At 60.2% G+C, this 19,810-nt stretch carries 16 protein-coding genes; 2 read left to right on the top strand and 14 right to left on the bottom strand.

Annotation, left to right across the window (positions count from 1 at the left end):
* Positions 1-68 precede the first annotated feature (68 nt).
* Positions 69-1,079 carry a zinc-dependent alcohol dehydrogenase family protein gene (locus tag IEW58_RS04390; protein ID WP_188645663.1) on the top strand — a complete coding sequence of 337 codons (1,011 nt, stop codon included), beginning with the start codon at positions 69-71 and terminating at the stop codon, positions 1,077-1,079.
* A 410-nt stretch (positions 1,080-1,489) separates the two neighbouring features.
* Here IEW58_RS04390 and IEW58_RS04385 read toward each other — a convergent pair whose 3' ends face one another.
* The 14 genes from IEW58_RS04385 to IEW58_RS04320 all read right to left on the bottom strand — a co-directional run bounded on the left by IEW58_RS04385 (position 1,490) and on the right by IEW58_RS04320 (position 17,952).
* Complete coding sequence (locus IEW58_RS04385) at positions 1,490-2,710, bottom strand: helix-turn-helix domain-containing protein (RefSeq protein ID WP_188644011.1); 1,221 nt, start codon at positions 2,708-2,710, stop codon at positions 1,490-1,492.
* Positions 2,711-2,782: 72 nt separating this feature from the next.
* A complete protein-coding gene (locus IEW58_RS04380) occupies positions 2,783-3,493 on the bottom strand; it encodes a hypothetical protein (RefSeq protein WP_188644010.1) in 711 nt (236 codons plus the stop codon).
* Between the two features lie 301 nt (positions 3,494-3,794).
* Positions 3,795-5,375 (bottom strand): anti-phage dCTP deaminase, encoded by a 1,581-nt coding sequence (locus IEW58_RS04375; RefSeq protein ID WP_188644009.1) that lies wholly within the window; start codon positions 5,373-5,375, stop codon positions 3,795-3,797.
* 99 nt (positions 5,376-5,474) lie between these two features.
* A complete protein-coding gene (locus IEW58_RS04370) occupies positions 5,475-6,008 on the bottom strand; it encodes a hypothetical protein (protein ID WP_188644008.1) in 534 nt (177 codons plus the stop codon).
* 312 nt (positions 6,009-6,320) lie between these two features.
* Positions 6,321-7,775, bottom strand: a complete 1,455-nt coding sequence (locus tag IEW58_RS04365; RefSeq protein WP_188644007.1) for an efflux transporter outer membrane subunit — start codon at positions 7,773-7,775, stop codon at positions 6,321-6,323.
* 4 nt (positions 7,776-7,779) lie between these two features.
* A complete protein-coding gene (locus IEW58_RS04360; RefSeq protein WP_188644006.1) occupies positions 7,780-8,892 on the bottom strand; it encodes an ABC transporter permease in 1,113 nt (370 codons plus the stop codon).
* Positions 8,892-9,980, bottom strand: coding sequence for an ABC transporter permease (locus tag IEW58_RS04355; protein ID WP_229658428.1), 1,089 nt, complete (start codon positions 9,978-9,980; stop codon positions 8,892-8,894). The genes IEW58_RS04360 and IEW58_RS04355 overlap by 1 nt, the downstream gene beginning before the upstream one ends.
* Before the next feature lie 20 nt (positions 9,981-10,000).
* A complete protein-coding gene (locus tag IEW58_RS04350) occupies positions 10,001-11,695 on the bottom strand; it encodes an ATP-binding cassette domain-containing protein (protein ID WP_373284708.1) in 1,695 nt (564 codons plus the stop codon).
* Positions 11,696-11,698: 3 nt separating this feature from the next.
* Positions 11,699-12,700: an HlyD family secretion protein gene (locus IEW58_RS04345; RefSeq protein ID WP_188644004.1), complete on the bottom strand. Its 1,002-nt coding sequence runs from the start codon at positions 12,698-12,700 to the stop codon at positions 11,699-11,701.
* Positions 12,701-12,710: 10 nt separating this feature from the next.
* The gene (locus IEW58_RS04340; protein WP_188644003.1) at positions 12,711-13,334 is read right to left on the bottom strand and encodes a CerR family C-terminal domain-containing protein; all 624 of its coding nucleotides are present in this window, start codon (positions 13,332-13,334) and stop codon (positions 12,711-12,713) included.
* 195 nt (positions 13,335-13,529) lie between these two features.
* The gene (locus IEW58_RS04335) at positions 13,530-14,156 is read right to left on the bottom strand and encodes a hypothetical protein (RefSeq protein WP_188644002.1); all 627 of its coding nucleotides are present in this window, start codon (positions 14,154-14,156) and stop codon (positions 13,530-13,532) included.
* 543 nt (positions 14,157-14,699) lie between these two features.
* Positions 14,700-16,538, bottom strand: coding sequence for an AAA family ATPase (locus IEW58_RS14180; RefSeq protein ID WP_229658619.1), 1,839 nt, complete (start codon positions 16,536-16,538; stop codon positions 14,700-14,702).
* A gap of 377 nt (positions 16,539-16,915) precedes the next feature.
* On the bottom strand, positions 16,916-17,392 hold the full coding sequence (locus tag IEW58_RS04325) for a hypothetical protein (RefSeq protein WP_229658427.1): 477 nt from the start codon (positions 17,390-17,392) through the stop codon (positions 16,916-16,918).
* The gene (locus IEW58_RS04320; protein ID WP_188643999.1) at positions 17,389-17,952 is read right to left on the bottom strand and encodes a recombinase family protein; all 564 of its coding nucleotides are present in this window, start codon (positions 17,950-17,952) and stop codon (positions 17,389-17,391) included. The genes IEW58_RS04325 and IEW58_RS04320 overlap by 4 nt, the downstream gene beginning before the upstream one ends.
* A gap of 236 nt (positions 17,953-18,188) precedes the next feature.
* Between IEW58_RS04320 and IEW58_RS04315 the strand changes: the two genes are divergently transcribed.
* Complete coding sequence (locus IEW58_RS04315; RefSeq protein WP_188643998.1) at positions 18,189-19,790, top strand: site-specific integrase; 1,602 nt, start codon at positions 18,189-18,191, stop codon at positions 19,788-19,790.
* Positions 19,791-19,810: the final 20 nt, after the last annotated feature.

Here is a 19,810-nt window from a genome sequence, read left to right as displayed (position 1 = left end):
AGTATGACCTGGCGCTGCAGCGCCCGGTATCCTCGCGTCCATCCCAACCCAACCGACCGGAGGCTCATATCAAGGCAATACGCACGGGCGCTTCGCCCTCCACGCTCGAAACGCTGACGTTGACGGACCTTCCCAACGCGGCCGATCCAGGCCCGGGTGAAATCACGGTGGCGATCAGGGCGAGCTCCCTGAACTTCCACGACTTCGCGGTGGTTTCCGGCATGATCCCTGCCGAACAGGGACGCATTCCCATGTCCGATGGCGCCGGCGAGGTAACCGCCGTGGGCGAAGGGGTGACGATGTTCAGCGTCGGCGACGCGGTAGTCTCGACCTTCTTTCCCGAATGGCTCGACGGAGCGCCCCCGACGAGCTCGTTCAGGGTCGTGCCGGGCGACGGGATCGACGGATACGCCCGCCAGGCCGTCACAGCCCCAGAAACCTGGTTTACCCGCGCACCCAACGGGTGGACTCACGCCGAGGCCGCCACTCTGACCTGTGCGGGTCTCACCGCCTGGCGCGCGCTTTTCGTCGACACACACGTGAAGCCGGGCGACACCGTGCTGGTGCAGGGCACCGGGGGCGTCAGCATCTTCGCGCTCCAGTTCGCAAAAGCTGCGGGCGCGCGGGTGATCGCCACCAGTTCGAGCGGCGAGAAGCTCGAGCGGCTGCGTGAGCTCGGCGCCGACGAAGTGATCAATTACAAGGAGGTGCCCGCCTGGGGACCGAAGGCGCTGGAGCTGACGGGCGGACAGGGCGTGGACACCGTCGTCGAGGTGGGCGGACCCGGGACGCTTGACCAGTCCATGCTCGCCGCCCGCATCGGTGGCCACATCGCCCTCATCGGCGTGCTCACGGGCATCGCCGGTCCGGTGCAGACTGCCCTGCTATTCTCAAAGAACCTGCGCGTGCAGGGGCTGACGGTCGGTAGCAGGGCGATGCAGCTGGACATGATTGCGGGCGTGGAAGCCAACGGCATCAAGCCGGTGATCAGCGATACATTCGAATTGGCCAACCTCGCCGATGCCTTCCGGCACCAGATCGCGAACAAGCACTTCGGAAAGATCGCTGTCGCCATCTGAGTCGGGGATGGGCCACGCGCTTGGCGTTTTCCTACAACATACCCGGCAGGCTAGTCCTGCCGGATGCAGCGCCGTCCGCCTTCCACCGCAACGCCGCGATCCGAGGCGCCAGGGGCACCGCCGGTCAATTTCCCTGAACGGTGGTCCATGCGGTCCACATGTGCCGCATGGGGGACGAATGGAGCGTCACACCCTTAAACGGCGGTCCGAGTGTAAACTGACAGTCCGACCGAGCATCTTCGGCCTCCGTATTTCAATGCCTTATCCTCAATTGATCGTCGATGCGACCGGCAGGACGGATTCAAACTGTAAAGCTTCCGCCGTCTTGCCAACGCCATGGACGTCATATCTCATTCGTACGCGGTGTTGTGACGGAGGGCGGCATGGGTCTCGCTTGCCGCCAAATTGCGTCAACGCCCTCTAGGTGGATGCCGCTGTGGAAACGGGATGATATCTGCGTCTCTTGGGCTACCCGACTGCGCAAAGTTCTCACGCACCTTTAGTGACACAATCTCCGCCGCGTCACGGTCGAACCACCCGCGTGGTAGACTGCACAGTGCTTCCAGATCAGCACTTGAGACAGTGAACTCGGTTGCCAGAAGGTCAGCCTTCGCACGCACTCCACTGTCCACGATGAGATTCATGCCGTTCCGCAGAGCCGTTGGAAAGGGAATGGGCCAATGCTGATCCAAAGGTTCACCCTTAGACCAACCCTTGGCAGAGTAGAGCTTGTAGAGCTGTCGTGCGTGGTCTTCGGGTATGATTTCTAGGTCCGCTAATCGTTTGATCTGCGCCTTGATTGAAGTCCTCCAACGCTCCTTCAAACTGGTCAACATCGCAAGCGACGGATGACGAACCTCGTGTGGATAGCTGGTGGAAGGCATGAGGAATGCGCTGGCGAGGCGGAAAGCCTGCTGCTCAATCGTGCGCAGATTCGCTTCGAACTCGTCGTCAGGTACCGAGTGGTGCAACACCGCGTGAGCAAGTTCGTGAGCGGCATCCATCTGGCGCCGTGGAAATGACATCTTGTCAGTTGCCAGAAGGACATGTGGCCGGCCGTCAATGGGTGACCAGCTGCACAAGCCGTCTAGCTTGGTTGTGTTCATAGGGATCGTAGCGACAACGATGCCGATACGCTCCATCAAACCAACAACGTCGGGACACGGACCTTCACCCAAATTCCAATGTGCGCGCAGCCGCAACGCGATCTGTTCGATATCCTCATCTCGAAGCTGGCTGTAACTTGCCCCTTCTAATACGTCAGGAACGTCAAGCTGAGGGAGATCGACATAATGTCCTAGGACGAAGCTGACCTCTTGCAGCCACTTCATCTGCGATCTCTGGTAGGCGAGGTCGCGAACCAATGTACTCGCCAGCGAGCGCAGGAATGTCGGCCGTGAGCTCTCAAAAGGCGGGCGCAGGAAGTACTCTGGACGAACCTGCAGCTCACCCGCCAGCCGAAGAAGCGTCGCGTGATCGGGCGTTTGCTCTGAGAGACCATCCTCCCACCGCGATACTGACGTCGGGCTGACGCCGAGGCGTCGGGCCAGTGCCGTTTTCGTCGCGATGCGGCGGGCCTCGCGAGCTTCCGTGAGTCGGGCTGGGACGAATCCCGGTGTACCGGTGCGCATTCTTCTGGAATCCCCGATGGCTCCGCACCTCGGAAGATGCGGAGCTCACTTTCCTATTCTTGTTCCCTCAATCTACTCGGACGCACCCTCGCCCGGCTTCTTCTCCGGGGTTATCTCCGGAGGGACGAACATTTGCCGAGAAGCCTTAAGCCTCACAGTAGCAACCTGCTCCAACGGTTCCCTCGAGACTTCGTCTGCGCCTTCATCGGAAGCGTAGCCGCTCAAAAATACTTCGAGCGACTCGTAGAAGATGAAGTCTCTGTATTCCGCCCCAATCACTCCGATTGCGATTTCCTCGATCCGACCAGCCCGCTGCCGATCTCGCGCAGTGAGGAAGAGCGCAAAAATATCGGTCGGTTGCACGCTGTTAGGGTCGTCAAACATTGTGGGCTGGAGCGCTAGGTTCAGACTGACACCGGCAGCGCGCGACTGGTTCTTGACCGGCACTTTCCGTGGCTCTGGCATTGCAGCAAAGCCAAGGACAACACCTGTCCCCCGGCCTGGAAACCTCGCGAATGGCTGGAAGATCTTGAGATCGGTACCGATCATCACGCCGTCCACAATGAGCTGGCCACCATGCAGAGTGACAACCTCTTCGTATCCCTGCTCTTGAAGTCGAAAGCGGATCTGGCCCTCGGCCTCTCGGGCGCGTTTCGCATTGACTGGCAGCTCGCGCTTCACAACTTCATAGGCGCGAAGAGCTTCCGCACGCAGGCGATCCTCCAGATCTAGGAGCAAGTCCTTCGGCAAGGCGTCGAGGATAATACGACGGATATCTGGCACAGTTTTCCTCCTGTATGAGGATTTTGTACGCTATTTTTTGCGTATTGCAAGCATCATGTCGGCTTTTTCGCGACCTTCTAATCGCAATGCAGAATCACCTTGGTGGCCCTTGCCCCTAGAGCAGCTATTTGAGAGGTAGACGGTGCTGTATGGTCCCGCCCAGCTTGCTCACCTCCAAAGCCTCGACATCGAGGTAAGCTGGCGCTGAGACCTCCAGCATCGGTCGAGGTTCGTTCCTGTACCAGCGCTTGGCCCGACCTCGCTCCTTCCTAGAGCGCTTCTCGAAGATGTCCCTGTAACGCTAAGGGGAGATCCCTAGAAAGGGCATGAAGCTCACGCGAGTTTCACTCTTCTTTTCGATCTCGATCTCGTTCTTGTGCAACTGTTTCGCCCGGCTTTTGGGATAAGGCTCCATGAAGACCACGCGCTTAATACCAGCAGCCAGAATGTGTTTGGTGCAATTGTGACAAGGGAATGTCGTAACGTATAAAAGAGCGCCCCGCAGAGACTTACCTAATCGCGCGGCATCGCAGACAGCCAGCATCTCAGCATGTACCACCCTACCATACTCTGTAAGGTCGTTAATTTGAGACTGAGATAAGCATCCGAAGTATGGCTTATCTTTATCCTCATCCCCGCGGCCGAGTAGAGTCTCAACAAATTCATCTGAGGATGCTGTTTCTGGATCACCCTCGACAAGCAGCTTAGCTCTAGCGAGCCGCTCGAGGAGGTCCCTCATAACCTCCTTTTTCAACTGGTCGTTGGGGTCGGCTCCAAGTTGAACATCACGGAAGTCCGGCTCTTCACAATCCCAGTATGTTCCACCGAACGCCTTTGGGACTTCGTTACAACCCTGGGTAATCATTTCACCTTCTTCGGTGAAGGCCGCCGCCCCGACTTGCCGGGACAAATCCACTGACCTGAGGGAGGCGGCTTTAGCTGCATACATCCCGTATTCCGCTTTGGTCGGTCCGATATCCACCCGGCCGAAGAATGCTTGAACGAACCGCTCAATCCCGCTCCGCATCGGTCCCCGATTGATACCGTCGACAAAGACGTCTGCGAGGTGAAAGGTATCTCGCAGATGCTGGCCATGGTCTTCGGTGCCTTCGTCAAGGTCACGCGAGATGATCTTAGCTACCTTGAATGTGATATCCTCATCCAACGTCGATAAGGGGAGACTATCGCGGATTTTCTCGCGTAGGCTGTCGCGGCGTGCTTCCTCGCCCCCATATGCGGAAACAAGGATGAATTGCTTTCCATAGATCCGGCGCAGCAAAGCAACTTCAGCAGGTCGCTTAAGTTGCCGGATCACGAACGCCGTCGCCGGGAGAGCAACAGCTTCATCTGAACCTCCGACTTGTGCAGCGCCGAGCTCACGTTCCCTAAGCAGCCCGATTGATTGAACCGCAATGCGCATAAGACGCGCTGAATCGCTTGTCTCTTCGCAGAGCTTGTTGGCGTAATCCATCTTGAACATCATGGTGTTGAAGTGATCTGGGCCTTCGGCAACGACGCCCTGAGCCGGGTATTTCATCATCTCCTCGGTTACCCTGACCGTGAGGGTTCGGTAGCCGACGTCATCGAACGCTCTTTCGAGCTCTTCGCAGATGGCGTTGATATCGATACCGATGGGTCCAGCTATGCCGACAATCAGCTCTGGATGTGTCAGTGCTCTCGGCTCGTCGCTCACGTAGCTCTCTCCCCCATTTTTTCGCGTGACGACCGGCACATATTCAACGTAACGTTCGTTCGCTCGGTGTGAAAGGGGAACCACGTGGCGCAGGAAAGCAGAGCTGAAGCGAAGCCCTATGACCAGAAAGTCAGTGAGGCAGCGGAACGGCTCGCGCGCCGAATGGGGAGTCATTTCGTCCCGGATCAACGTTGGGAAGACGTTGTGCGAGCATCAAAGCAGCGAGCCGCCTGCAATTAAGGCGGGCTTGCAGTCCAATACTGCCACCTGACAACGAAGAGCCAGTGTCTAATCGGATGCTCGTAACGCTCGCCTATCAACAAGCTTGATAGCGGGCCACCAAACATACTGGCAGACCAGCAACCCCGCGAACATGATGCCGGTGTCCTTGTAGCCGTTAGCGCGGCTCCATCCGTCAATGCCTGGGAACACGTATCCCACCAGAGTGACCAGCAGCATGAGGTGGATGAAGAAGGCGAAGATCACCACGGCAAAGATGCCATCGCCGCGCTTCTTCTCGTCCTTTTCGTCAGCGAACTTGAAGGTGCCCGGAAACAGGCCATTGAGCAGCACGCCCATGCCTACCAAGCCCGCGATGCCAAGCGCGAACATGAACGTCACAAACGCACAATAGCCAATGCTGTCGAGATTGCTCCACAATCTCTGCGCAGCGTAGGCGAGGGCCCACAAGCCACCTGCAACCACCATGCCACCAAGTGCGAAGCTAGCGAGCGCTCCAAGCGCCTTGGTGAGCTTATTCCAATGGGTGATGACGTACCAGGCTAGCACGATGCCCCCTGCGATCTGCAGGACCAGCAGCATTGCGCGCCTTACTTCTTATCGTCGGGCTGCTTAGGCTTCGGCGGGTCAGCGTAAGGCTCACGCTCACGGGGCTTTCCTGGTCGCGTCTGCGGCGTCCAGGTCTTCTTCTCATGGTCGCTCATGTGTCCTCCCTGTTAAGTCCCTGCATAACCAATGGCACCCGGAGCACCAAGCCGGCCTCTTACTGGCCGACCTCACGCAGTCGTTTCCGCTCTGATTGAAACCCGCCACGACTTTGCCATTGTTCAGCTCACTGCGCTGCCACTCCGATCGGCCGGATCTTGCCGAAAGCAGCCAGTCCGCAGATGGTCTTCATTCAGTAAGACCGGACCTATGACTACTTGGCAATTCGCCTAAGCCGGACGATTGCGTGAGCCCTCCGCCAAGTTCCTTGTGCAATGCAACGAAGCTCCCGACTACCTCGGCTCGGACCGCCTCTAGCTGCAGTTGCTCGGCCAGTAGCGCGGCCCGCGCCTCGAGCGCCTGGATGCGGTCGTCTTCGCCCCGGCGGAAGCGCAGCTCCGCCAAGTCAGCGACGGCCTGCGCCCTACCCACCGCCGCTGCCCGGTCGCGCAAGGTAAGCAGGGCATTGGCGTAGCGATTGGCCGCAGACTCGCTGCTTGCAAGTGCGCCTAGAACGGCTTTCTCGTAGCGCGCCATAGCAGCGTCGGCGCTCGCATCGGCTGCGCGGATTTGGGCGCGAACGCGGCCGAAGGAAAAGATTGGCCAGCTGAAGCTCGGGCCGATGCTGAAACGGGTGCTTGCGCTTTCCAGCAGATCGCCGGGCGTGCGGGCCTGCCGGCCAATACTGCCCAGCAACGAGAAGCGGGGGTAGAGGTCGGCCGTGGCCACCCCGATATCGGCGGTCGCGGCGGCGAGTTCGGCTTCGGCCGCGCGGATATCGGGACGGCGTTGGAGGAGTTCGGAGCGCACGCCGGCAGCGACGATCTCCGGAGTGGCCGGCAGCGGCTTTGAGCCGCTGAGTGCGGGAAACCACGCCTCGGGTGCCCTTCCGGTGAGCAGGCCTAGCCGGTAGATCGCGGCGGCCGTAGCGGTGCGCGGTTCCTGCACAGCCGCAGCGGCAGCGTCGGCACGCTGCTGCGCCTGCTCCGCTTCGAGGCGGGACGACTCTCCGGCACGAAACCGCAAGCCGTAAAGTCGCGCCGTTTCGGCTCGCGCCACTGCCGTATCGCGCAGCAGCTGCTCGCGCTGCTGGGCCGTGCGCAGATCGGCATAGCTGCGAACGACCTCGGCAATGACCTGCAGCCGGACGTCGTCCACGCGCGCAGACGCCTGCTCGGCCCGCGCGCCAGCCGCTTCTACCGAGCGGCGGTTGGCGCCCCAGAAGTCGAGCTCCCATGACGCATCGAAGCCAACGTCATAGAGGCTGTAGCGTGGATCGAAGCCCGGGATGTTGCCGACGGGCAGCTGACCATTCTCGCTGACCCGTTGCTCGGTGGCCGAGCCCATTGCCCGGACTTCCGGCAGCGATCGCCCAACTGCCGCGTCACGGTTAGCGCGTGCTTCCCGGAGGCGGGCCTGCGTCTCCCGGATATCGAGATTGGTGGCGAGCGCCGCATCCATCAGATCATTGAGTTGGGGATCGTCAAGCCGCTGCCACCAGCGCTGATCGACTTCGCCGGGTGGCAGCGGGGTGATCCACCTTCCGGAAACGCCCGCCAGTTCGGGCCTTTTATAGTCGGGTCCGACCGTCGTGCAGCCGGTGAGGGCAGCAGTAGTCAGCAGAAGAATAAAAAAGCGGCGCATCGGTCTACTCCATGCGGGCGCGGAACTCGTAGACGGCCACGGCCAGCATCACGGTTCCGATGATGAGCAGGGGAAAGATGGTCTGGAGCAGCGTGCCCAAAGGCATGGCCTTAAGAAACAGGCCCTCCATTGCGACGTTGAAATGCTTCAATGGATTGGCTTCGGCGATCCACTGCAGCCAGCGGGGCATGTTATCGACCGGGCTGGCAAAGCCGGATAGCAGGATCAGTGGCGGAGTGACGGCGAATTGGCCTAGGAACGCCTGCTGCTGGGTCTTGGAGATGGCAGACACCGCCAGGCCGATACCGACAACTGAGTAAAGGCCTGCGATCAGGGCAAGATAGAACAGCAGCACAGAACCGGTGAACGGCACACCGAAAAACAACGGGATAACGAGCAGATAAAGCGTACCGTTGATTAGCCCAGCTGCAAAAGGTGGAACCAGTTTGCCGGCGAGGATCTCCCAGGTGTGCAAGGGCGAAACCATCAGCTGCTCGAAGCTACCGAGCTCACGCTCGCGCGCGACCGATTGCGAGCTGACCGAAAGAGCAGAAATGGCGCCGATCTGCACCACCAGCGCCGGCATGATGAACCACAAATAGTCAAGGTTCGGATTGAACCAGTTGACTGCGATCACCCCGCCCGAAGGCCGGGCAGCAGCGGGCTTTAGCGCGACCCCGGTGCTAGCGGCAATCTGGCCGATATAGCCGGACAAAATCTGCGAGGCGTTGGAGCGGCGCCCATCGAAGATCGCTTGGACGGTAGCTGGTCTGCCGGCCGCTACATCCCGGCTGAAGCTCTCGCCTAATACGATGGCGCCGATGACCTGCTGGCGGTTGATCGCCTCGCGGAGCTGCTCGGACGATTGCAGGGCGACGATGCGCCGCACGTTCGGACTGCCGGCCAGCTGATTGACGAATTCGGTCGAGGCCGCACCCGTGTCGCGGTTGAGCACGCCGATATCGACGTTTTTGACCTCCAGCGTCGCCGCTGCGCTGAATAGGATCAGCTGCAGGAGCGGCGGCACGAACAGGATGATTCGCCCACGTGGGTCGCGCAGCACGGCCCACAGCTCCTTTACGATCATCGCCGCGAGGCGGGTGGAGACGAGCCGCATCAGGCGACCTTCCGCTTCGTGACACGCGCGGTCAGCAGGAAGAAGATCGACCCGAAGCCGAGCAGCACGAGGCAATTGCGCGCGAACATGCCCCAGTCGTCGCCGGCAATGAACACCGTCTGCAGGGATGGAATCAGATAACGGGCGGGAATGATCGTGGTGAGCCACTGTACCCAAGCGGGCATGGAGGCGATCTCGAACAGAAAACCCGACAGCATCATGGCTGGGAGGAAGGCGGTCAGCAGAGTGATCTGCGAGGCGACAAATTGGTTCTTGGTCGCTGCGGAGATGAACAGCCCTTGGCCGAGCGCGGGGATGAGGAAGCAGGAGGCGATCACTAGCAGCGCGAGCGGTGACCCGCGAAAGGGCACGCCAAAGACAAACACGGCCAACAGGGTGCAGACCGTCATGGAAACCAGCCCAAGCAGGAAGTAGGGCAGCACCTTGGTGACGATCAGCTCGGCCATGGTGACGGGGGTTGAGAGAATGGCTTCCATGGTGCCGCGCTCCCATTCGCGTGCGACCACCAGGCCGGTCAGCAGCGAGCCGATCATGGTCATCACCACCGCGATCGCGCCTGGCACCAGGAAGAAGCGGCTGGCAAGCTCGGGATTGAACCAGAAGCGCTGCTCGACGGTAATCGGAGCTGCGGCTTCCCTGCCGCGTTCGGTGGACCGCGCTTCGGCCCAGTTGGCCTGCACGCCGCTGGCATAGGCTGCGACGAAGCTGGCCGTATTAGGCTGGCCGCCATCGGCGATCACCTGGATGGTTCCGCCGGCGCGCGCCGCGTCCTGGCTGAAATCCTGGGGAATGACGATGATCCCGCGAATGCGCCCCGCGACCAACGCATTCCCGAGGCGATCCACAGGACCAATCTCCGCGACTTCAAAGTAAGGTGACGCCTGGAAGGCGCCGGCGAGCGACTGGGCCGCCTCGCCAGTGTCCTGCAAAGACATGCCGATACGCGTCTTCGCGGTATCCAAGCTGACGCCGTAGCCAAAAAGGAAGATGAGCAGGACTGGCAGCACAACCGCGATCAGCAGCGATGACGGGTCGCGGATGACCTGCAGCCATTCCTTGCGCATCATGGCGAACAGCCGGCGCCCGTTCATGCCGCTTCATCCATGTCACGATCGGCGCGCTCGATGAGGGCGATAAACGCTTCCTCCATCGTTTCAGCGCCCGCGTCGGCCTTGAGCTCGTCCGGCGTGCCGCTGGCGATCTGCTCGGCACGGTAGATGAGGCCGACCCGGTCGCAATATTCTGCTTCATCCATGAAGTGGGTGGTGACCAGCACCGCCACGCCCTTGCCGACGAGGCCATTGATGTGACCCCAGAACTCGCGGCGTACGAGCGGGTCGACGCCGCTGGTCGGCTCGTCGAGAAACAGGACGGGCGGTTCGTGCATCACGGCGCAGGCCAATGCCAGGCGTTGCTTGAACCCGAGTGGCATGGGGCCAGCATTGTCCTTGAGATAGCGCCCGAGATGGAAGATTTCGGTCACGCGCTCGATGGCTCGCTTCCGCACCACTCCCGAGAGGCCGTAGATGCCCGAGAAAAAGTCGAGGTTCTGGGCGACGCTGAGGTCGCCGTAGAGCGAGAATTTCTGCGCCATGTAGCCGAGCGACTGGCGCGCCTCTGCCCGCGCCTTGCGCAGGTCGTTACCCGCAACCGCACCATCGCCGTCAGTTGGGGTGAGCAGGCCGCAGAGCATCTTGAAGGTGGTCGACTTACCGGCACCATTGGGGCCGAGCAACCCGAAGATTTCGCCCGGCGCGACGGTAAAGCTGATGTCGCGCGCGGCGGTGAAGTCGCCGAATCTCTTGGTGAGGCCATGCGCTTCGATCGCGCAGGTCCCATCGGGTTCGATCGTGCGAAAGGTCTCGGCCAGCGCGCTGCCACCATCTGCCGCGCCGCCGAGGAGATCAATGAAAGCGTCCTCGAACCGGGGCGGCGTAGGCTCTACCTCAACCCCGCCCAGTTCAGCCTGGTCGACGTGCCCGCCAGGAGCGAGGAGCAAGCGCACACCCGTACCCTGTACTGACCCGTCCATCACCTCTGACTGCGCCAGAGCACGAGGCAGCAACTCGCGCGCCGGCCCCTTGCTGCTAACCCGCACCGTCCGACCTTCGACCTGCGCATGGAAGTCCTGTGGGGTGCCCGATTTCAGCAGCTTTCCTTCGCTCAGCAGGAACACGCGGTCGCACTTTTCCGCCTCATCGAGGTAGGCGGTCGACCAAAGGATCCCGACTCCCTCTCCTGCCAACGTTCGCACCATCTCCCACAGCTCGCGTCGGGAGACCGGGTCGACGCCGACGCCAGGCTCGTCGAGCAGCAGCAGCTTGGGCTGGCGGATGAGCGCGCAGGCAAGGCCGAGCTTCTGCTTCATGCCGCCCGACAGTTTGCCCGCCAGCCGCGACTGAAATGGGTTTAGTCGGGTGAACTCGAGGAGGCGGCCGAAGGTTTCCCCCCGCTCCACCGCCGGGAGCCCGCGCAGTTCGGCATAGAGTTGGAGATTCTCGAGGACGCTCAGGTCCTCATACAGTCCGAAGCGCTGCGGCATGTAGCCGATGCGAGACCGATCGGCGTCATTGGCCGGACCTCCCAACACGAGCGCCTCGCCCGCATCCGGATCGATCAGGCCGCCAAGGATGCGGATCAGCGTGGTCTTGCCGGACCCGTCCGGACCCACCAGCCCGGTCATGCCGCCCTCAGGGATGACGAGATCGACCGCATCCAGCGCCGGGGGCAGCGCCGGGTCGAAGCGTTTGGTGACTCTGCGGGCTTCGGCGACTGTGGCCACCCCTCAGTCCTTGCGCGGCATGGCGGACGGGATGCTGACGGTCACCGGCTGGCCCTGCCGCAGCCGCCCGTCCGGATTCTCGATCAGGATGCGAACGCGGTAGACGAGGTCGGCGCGAAGGCTCTCAGTCTGCACCGACTTGGGCGTGAACTCGGCGGTTGGAGAGATGAAGGAGATGGTGCCGCGATAAGTGCTCGGATTGCCGTCAGCGGTCACCTGAGCCCTAGTGCCCGGGGCAATCCGCGACAGGTCCTCCTCGGCGACATAGGCACGGATACGCATCGGCCGATCGATGGTGAGCGTCATGACGGTCTGCCCGCCCTGCACGATCGCGCCGGGTTCCTGCGCGCGGGTCAGCAATGTACCAGCGGAGGGCGCACGCAGCTCGGTATCGGCGATGTCGGTGCGGGCGCGATTGAGGCGCGCCGTCGCGGCTTCGCGTTGCGCTGACGCGGCCCGGATGTCTTCGGGTCGAGAGCCAGCATTCTGCAAGGAGAGCGCCTGCTCCGCCGCCTGCACCCGGGCGAGCGCTGCCCGATACTCGCCACGTGAGGCGTTCACGACCGCCTGGCTGACCGCGCCGCTCGGAAAAAGGGACTCGCGGCGGGCGAGATCGATGCGGGCCTTCTCGGCCAAGGCACGCTGCTCGGATACGTTGGCGCGGGCCCGGGCGATGTCCTGCGAGCGGTTCCCGTTGCGCTGGCGGGCGAGCTCAGCCTCCGCCTGCGCGACCTGAGCCGAGGCATCCGCCACCGCATCATCGAACGTCCGCCGGTCGAGCCGAGCCAACACGGCTCCAGCCCGCACACGGGCGCCTTCCTCGAACGGCATCTCGGCAATTCGCCCACCAACCCGGAAGCCAAGCTCGACCTGCCGCACGTCGACGTTTCCGTAGAGTGTCAGGCCCTGTTCCTCCTTCTTGAGCAAGCCAAAGCCACTCGTCGCCAGAGCGGCGATGAGCAGCCCGGCGCCGAGGATAAACAAGATAATGGTACGGCGATTCATTGATGCCCCTTCAGCTTAAGCCGTCGAGAATGCAGCGCAGATTGTCCTGCACCGCACGGTCGATGAGGTCGCGCTCGACGGCGCCCATGTTCTCCCACCCGGTCAGGCGAAGCAGCGCGGCGTGGGCCATCCGGAACACCAGCACCTGGCCCATCAAGGAAATCACCCGGAGCCGCACCTCGACCTCGGTAAGCCGCTCGTCCGCTACGATTTTGAGGAGTTCGACCATGCGGCCGAGGACCCGGCCCATGATGCCGGTGTAGATGATGTCGAAGGCTTGCGTTGGCTCCTGCTGCTCTCGAAGCATGAAGCGGGCGATGTCGGCTGTTTCGCCCAACATGGCGGCGGTGATGATGCGAAAGAGCTCGGCCAACTGCTGCTTTGCCTGCTCCGGAGTTGGCGTGCCTGCGCGATGCTGCTGGTCCACCGCCGCTGCAATAAAGCCGCCAAGCGTGTCGCGGATATGCTCGGCGCAGGCGAGGTAGAGCCCTTCCTTGCCGCTGAAATGGTAGGTGATCGCGGACATGGGGCGGCCAGCCGCCTTCGCCAGCTCACGCGTCGACGCGCCTTCAAACCCTTTCTTGCCGAAGATCGGGAGCGCCGTGGAAATTAGATGAACGCGAGCATGGTCCATCTGCCCCTAATATTCGTTCGAACGAACAAGAGCAAGAGATATGAATGTTAAACGGTGAATTTCCGCTTTGGGCTCGTAGCGTGGCGTGCAGAACGTCATGAATGGGCGCTAAGCGGCCGCTAAGCTCTCACGCGGCGTACTCGATGTGATGAGGCTCCGGAGTTCAAAGTCGCAAGCTCCCTTACGCTTCTTTTCTCACCATCCCGCCTGCGATCTAAAAAGCGTCTCTAATTCGTCCATGGCGGCATCGCCTCCGGCCTTGATGATATCCAGAGGAGACATTGGTTCGCTGAAGCCGAATCCGCGCCGTGGATGGCGCCACCACTTCGCGTAGTCTGGCTCTCCAAACGTCACTAGTTTGATGGCGTCATGAAAGCTCATGAGCCGTCGAACGCGCGCTAGTTCAGCGTCTGTGACGGCACGATAGTGATTACGCCACTGCCACAACCATTGGGCTGGAAGGTTCGCAACCGCTTCGAAGGTGGCATCGTCCATGCCCCAAGCCGCCTGAAGCAGATCGAACAGCGTTTCGTCCTGAGCTACGATCCGGCGCCTCAAGGCATTGGCAGCCTGATGCTCGGACAGTTGCTGCCACTCTGCAAGATCTCCGGCAGGGCCAGAAAGGAGGTAGCGGCTATTCAAAGTCGTGATGATGGAGCCTTCCCGGTGGGTGCCGCCGATTACTTTGGAGGTGGCGATCGCGTAGCCGTCCGGCCATCGCCCCTTGCGGTCACTGAAGACGCGGCCGACGCCAATGATTAGACCCGCCTGCACGTCGAAGGCCCACTGCCGAAGCTCGGCGTCGTAAGTCTCATCTGGCAAGGTCTTCAGGGCCCCCGTTGCGGATTAGGGGAGGAAGGATCTTGTCTACGAAGCGATCAACCGCTTTGTCCGCTCCGAAGGCCCGAAGGTCTTCGGCCATCTCCTCAAGATATCTAGCAGCCTGTTCTGTTGGAATGTCTCTTAGGTCACCCTTTAGCCACATAGAGAGCCATCTACGTGCTCGATCGCGAGCTCGCCCAGGCTCAAACCAAGTGGCGGGCCAGGATAGGTGCTTTGCGGGCAAAGGTGGCTCATCGATGGACGCCAGCACCGCGTCGGCGATCATCTTGCCGTATCCGGCATTGCCCTTCGGCTTCATAGCGCGCCTCCATGCTCAAAGGAGGCGCCGGCGGTGAGCCGGGTGTTAGGAACCTGCGCTGTCGCCCAGGCGCCACCGCCTTTAGGCGAGCCCTGGACATGCGCGGCGGCCACCCGGCCACGAAGTCGCGACCGGCCGACAGCTCAGGAGGTTCCTACGCCTCACCACCCTCTAATTGATGGCTAGAAAGACTTCGCAGAAGCCCCTCGCAAGAGCAAGCGCAGTTAAGCTGCCGCTGTCTCACTTCCGGAATGGCCGAATAAGCATTGCCGCCTCAACATGGCGCGGGGTGGACGTTTCACAGCTGCATTGAGAACTTCAGGGTCTCCTACGAGCACCACCGTCTTCTTTGCTCGCGTGATGGCGGTGTAGAGCATCTGCCGATCAAGCAGTCGGCTTGGTACGACTGGGATGATGACCCTCTCGAATGCCGACCCCTGTGCCTTGTGAACTGTCACGGCCCAGCCGCGAGAAATTCGATCTAGATCGGTCGCACGAATGTCGGCCTTGGTTGCGCGCTCGTCATCGAACAGGACGCTCGCTCCGACCTGCGAAGGTCGTTGCACGATCCCGAGAGTGCCATTCATGATATCGACCTTCACCGGATCAGTATCGCTCACGGCGCCAGACGGATGATCGTAGCTGTTCTTTGTCCAAAGGATTTTGCTGCCCTCGGCCAAACCCCAGCCCGCTATTGCTGGTTGAGCAGCAAGCCATCGCGCCTCGATAGACTCCGATATCGTCCGCACTCCTGCCGGGCCGTGGATGGTCATACCGAGCACTTGGACTCGGGCTGCGTGAAGCCTGCGTATCGCTTCACGATCAGGTCGCGAGGCTGGCGGCCCTACGAATGCTTCGAAGGCTCCTAGTACCTTCGTCGGCACCTCTGCCGTAGTGCAAGGGAGAAGGAAGACACCTTCGGCAGTAGCATCGTCCGGACGAAAAGCTGGCAAGCTTGGGATGGCGCCCCGACGTAGTTCGCGGGCAACAACTGGGATTGGGCTCGCTCCGCTTTGCCGATGAATGATTTCGAGGGTTGCTCTTGGCAAGTGGTCTTGAGCGACAATGGCGGTGAGCGGGTTGCCTGCACCTATCGGGGGCAGCTGGCCTGGGTCACCCACAAGGACAAGGTCAGTGTCGGCTGAAACCCAATTCAGAATTTGCCACAAGTCCGCAGTCGAGATCATCGAGGCTTCGTCAATTAAGAGTGTGCCTGGCTTGATCTCTCTCTTGCCGTTCGCAATCTCTTTGAGAAAACGATGAACTGTCAGCGCTTCGTGTCCGGTAGCCTCTCGCAAGCGCTTGGCTGCTCGTCCGCTTAGCGCGATTTGGGTGTATGAGCGCTCTTTGAGCTGGACTGCTCGCATGACGGCACGAGTGACTAGGCTCTTCCCTGTACCCGCTGCCCCATCAATAACCGCGAAGCGATGCGTGCTGGCGATACGAATTGCGCTTTCTTGAGCGTGGTCGAGTCGAATACCAAGCTCGGCCTCTACTTCGGTGATTGCCGCTCTGAAGGGAGTACTCTCCGATGGAAGCGCAACAACTCGCGAGTTGATTTCTGACTCGATTTTACGTTCCATCATTGAGGGTGCACGCCCCTGCCAAGCGTCACCGATCGGAATGATCTCACCCGATGCTCGCGCTAAATCGAACGCTTTCGAAGCAGTGGCCGCGGATCCTGACCCAAGCAGCCTTTCAACGCTGCTCGTAAGTTCCTGCTTTGTCGCCGCTGTGTGTCCACCGGCACCTCGTCCCCGGCTCCCATAGCGTTGGGAAATCACCTCGCCGATCGCCGCAAGCAGTCGACGGCTATCATCAGGCCCAACTCCCAAGCGTTCCGCCCGCGCGTCCACTACCCTCCACGGCTGAAGAAGGTTTAGACAGTAGGGATTCTCCTCTAGCTTCTTGATTGCGCCTCTGCCCCACAATCGGCAGGCCGTGATCGCCGTTGCAGCATCGACGCCAGCGCGATCGAAATGCTCAAGAACATCAATTTCGTCAGTGAGGAGGCGAAACTCGGCAATTACTGCGACTGCAGCGGAGGGTCCAAGAAGCGGCACCAAAGGAGTGGCGTCGCCTCCTCGTAGAAGACGGTACAGGTCCACTCCGTGGGTCTGCCAAAGTTTGGCAGCGGTCGCCCTGCCCACACCAGGTATCGCCCGGCTAGCGGCTATCCAACGAGTAATTGCTTCTCCTTGTGGTGGTATCGGGAGAGCTGTTCTTGCTTGGATCTGCGGACCGTGGACTGGGTCTTCGACCCAATCTCCCGACACTCTCCAGTATTCGCCAGGCGCTGGCGGACGGAAAGCCACTTCAGCTCCGATCCTTGCTCTGCGTATCTGCCTTGCAGCCTCATCACGCCCAATCAGGATTCCACCACCGGCAGGTGATTGGTGGAAGGATGTCACTGTAAGCTCAGTTGTATATGGCTTGATGGTCACGGCAGCTGGCCAGTCTCAGCCGTGAAATTGCGTAGGAACGCCAATTCGCGCCTGAGACTGGCAATCTCAGCCTGAGCATAGAGAAGCTCACGCTCGAGGTCGGACACACGCTGATTGGTGACCTCCTTCTCGTCCCTTCCGGCCTGAGCCATTTCCATTCTGCTTAGGCCATGAGAGATCTCCCACTCATCGTAGGCGTTTAGAAGGCGATCGCACCATTCATTGGTCGTGAAGTTCTGCCGATTGAAACGACGTTCTGGAGTACTGATCTCTTTGGCAACTTTGCCGGGTGACGCCTTGCCGGCATGGCGGGGCAGCGGCGTGTTCCCAAGTCCTCGCAAGTAGTCAGCGACCTGCTGGGCATTTAGCCGAGCGGTTGCTGCAGCTGGTCCGCCCAATTGTCGGTCAGGAACTGCCTTCATTTCGGCCATGATCGCGTGGAGAGTCGCTTGAATATCTGATGAAACGCTCATGCTGCGCCCGACCTGCTGGCGAGTGCTTCATAAAGGGCGCTCTTGCCGACCTTCAGGCGAGCCGCAGCCTCGCGGACGGTTAAGCCTTGCGCGATGTGCTGCTTCGCTTTGTTGAGTTTATCAGGGGTGATGACAGGACGGCGCCCGCCTTTCCGACCTCTTGCCTCAGCGGCTCGGAGGCCAGCAGTCGTGCGCTCGATGATGAGGTCACGCTCGAACTGCGCCAATCCTCCGAAGATGTGGAATAACAAACGACCTCCCGGCGTCGTTGTGTCCACTGCCTCCGTTAGAGATCGGAGGCCAATAGAGCGACGCTCAAGTTCTCCAACGACATCGATGAGGTGCCGAACCGAGCGGCCGAGCCGGTCAAACTTCCAAATGACGAGCACATCTCCCTCGCGGAGATACGCCAATGCCTCTGCCAAACCAGGCCGGTCCGTCCTCGCTCCCGAAGCGCAATCCTCAAAGATCCGCTCGCAACCGGCCGCGCGGAGCGCGTCGACCTGTAGATGCAATTCCTGCTCCGACGTCGAAACCCGCGCATACCCGATCAAGTTCACACACTTTCCTCGTGTCCGTTTATCCGTCCATAATTCTGCTTGTCCGATAACCCGTCATCAAGCACGATTTGCGGACAGCTGCCGGTTCATCCGCTAAAGCCCCGTTTTTCGGACAGACTTACGGGTGAGGATCGGAAAAGCTCAAGCGCTTCCGTATTAATACGGAAGCGACAGGAGCCTGATGCCGCTCTAGGATCGGGAGGTTGAGCCCATGGCCTGACAGACGAGGGTGACCCATGCTCAACAAGTATTCAGTCACGAATGATGCTGTGCTTGAAGGCGACAGCGCCAACACACCTCGCCTAGTCCTAAGTTTCGCTGGAGTACCGATAGATACCTCATTGCCAATATGGCGCCTATCCATCGACTATAAGATCAACTTCAGCGTGTTCGCTGGCCATCCGCTCGAATTGGCCGTCCGGTCTTACCTTGAGCAACTTATCAGAACGCGCTCTGCGTCATACACCGCTAACTCATTTAAATGGTTAGAACGTCTCGCGCTCACGGATGTTAAGAAGTCCGTGCTTGAGGCGTTGCAGGTCGTCGGTCATGTCACGATCTCAGTGTACGAAAGCTTCGGACACACCCTGAGGGGTAACGGAAATACCGTTGTAGCGTTCAAGTCGGCTTTCATCCGCTGGTACCTCTGGTGCTGCGATGCTGGAATAAGCGAATTCGACGAAGATGTAGCCACCGAGCTTGAGGCCGTCATGCTTCGCTCACCATCGCGAGGACAGGCGGTGTTGAGCCAAGATGAGGACGAAGGCCCACTGACGTCTGAAGAGGTCGAGAGCCTTCTAGAGCGGCTTCGCATAGCGATCGAAGATGAAGCTGTTGCCTTGGAGCCTGTGGCAGCAGCTTGGTTGATGATTTGCTTCGGAATGAATTCTAAGAACTTACGGCTGCTCGAAGAGCAGGATCTCACGGAGTACACCGCTTCAGATGGTACTCAGGTCTACGAGCTGCGTGTGCCCAGGATCAAAAAGCGTAAGGCGCTTGAGCGATCTGAGTTTCGCACGCGAACCGTGGAACCTCTCATCGGAAAGTTATTGTTCAAGGTAATCGCGAACAATCGAATGCGCTGCCCTCCAAGCAACGACTTCTTTCGCGATTGTAGTGGCATAAAGGTAAGTTACAGCCGTCCCCTCTTCAGAGAGAGAGAGGTCCGCAAGGATGCCATTGGCACCTTCTTTGAGCGGGATGCATACCGACCGCGCAAATACAGGCCGCTCTTTGCACTGCAATATATAGTGAAACACTTCGGCCTTCGCAGCCGAACCGGCTCGCAGCTCCATCTTACCCCACGCAGACTGAGATACACCTTAGCGACGCGCCTAGTTGCGAACGGCGCTTCTCCACGTGAGGTCGCCGATGCGTTAGATCACAGCAGCACTGACCACGTGCTTATTTACTTCAACGCCGGCTCCGAGCTTGTAGATAGACTCGATCGGACAATTGGTCCGATATTAGTGCCGCACGCTCAGGCTTTCTTAGGTAAAATCGTACGCGGCCCTCATGAGGCGGAGCGTGGGGGCGATCCTAACAGCGTGATCGCGCACAAAAGCAAGACGATGGAGAGTCTTAGAAAAGTCGGCACATGTGGCGAACACAGCTTCTGTGACCTTTATGCTCCGATCGCATGCTACACTTGTCGCATGTTTCAGCCTTGGTTGGAGGCTGATCATCGGAGCGTCCTCGACGGGTTGTTGGACACACGAGATGAGCGATTACGTGAAGGCTCTGACCCTAAGTGGACCAAGGTCAACGATCGCACCATCGCTGCGGTGAAGGAGGTTATAGCGATCTGCGATCAAACGCTCGCGGCAGAGGCCGCATGAGCCGCAAGCAGAGAACCACA

The sequence above is a fragment of the Tsuneonella deserti genome (assembly GCF_014644315.1).
GTDB lineage: Bacteria > Pseudomonadota > Alphaproteobacteria > Sphingomonadales > Sphingomonadaceae > Tsuneonella > Tsuneonella deserti.
This window is presented reverse-complemented; position numbering and strand designations above follow the sequence as displayed.

Bases quoted from the DNA above. Each gene is read 5' to 3' on its own strand.
- IEW58_RS04385 (WP_188644011.1), bottom strand. From the start codon at position 2,710: ATGCGCACCGGTACACCGGGATTCGTCCCAGCCCGACTCACGGAAGCT.
- IEW58_RS04370 (WP_188644008.1), bottom strand. From the start codon at position 6,008: ATGCTGCTGGTCCTGCAGATCGCAGGGGGCATCGTGCTAGCCTGGTAC.
- IEW58_RS04365 (WP_188644007.1), bottom strand. From the start codon at position 7,775: ATGCGCCGCTTTTTTATTCTTCTGCTGACTACTGCTGCCCTCACCGGC.
- IEW58_RS04360 (WP_188644006.1), bottom strand. From the start codon at position 8,892: ATGCGGCTCGTCTCCACCCGCCTCGCGGCGATGATCGTAAAGGAGCTG.
- IEW58_RS04355 (WP_229658428.1), bottom strand. From the start codon at position 9,980: ATGATGCGCAAGGAATGGCTGCAGGTCATCCGCGACCCGTCATCGCTG.
- IEW58_RS04345 (WP_188644004.1), bottom strand. From the start codon at position 12,700: ATGAATCGCCGTACCATTATCTTGTTTATCCTCGGCGCCGGGCTGCTC.
- IEW58_RS04340 (WP_188644003.1), bottom strand. From the start codon at position 13,334: ATGGACCATGCTCGCGTTCATCTAATTTCCACGGCGCTCCCGATCTTC.
- IEW58_RS04325 (WP_229658427.1), bottom strand. From the start codon at position 17,392: ATGAGCGTTTCATCAGATATTCAAGCGACTCTCCACGCGATCATGGCC.
- IEW58_RS04315 (WP_188643998.1), top strand. From the start codon at position 18,189: ATGCTCAACAAGTATTCAGTCACGAATGATGCTGTGCTTGAAGGCGAC.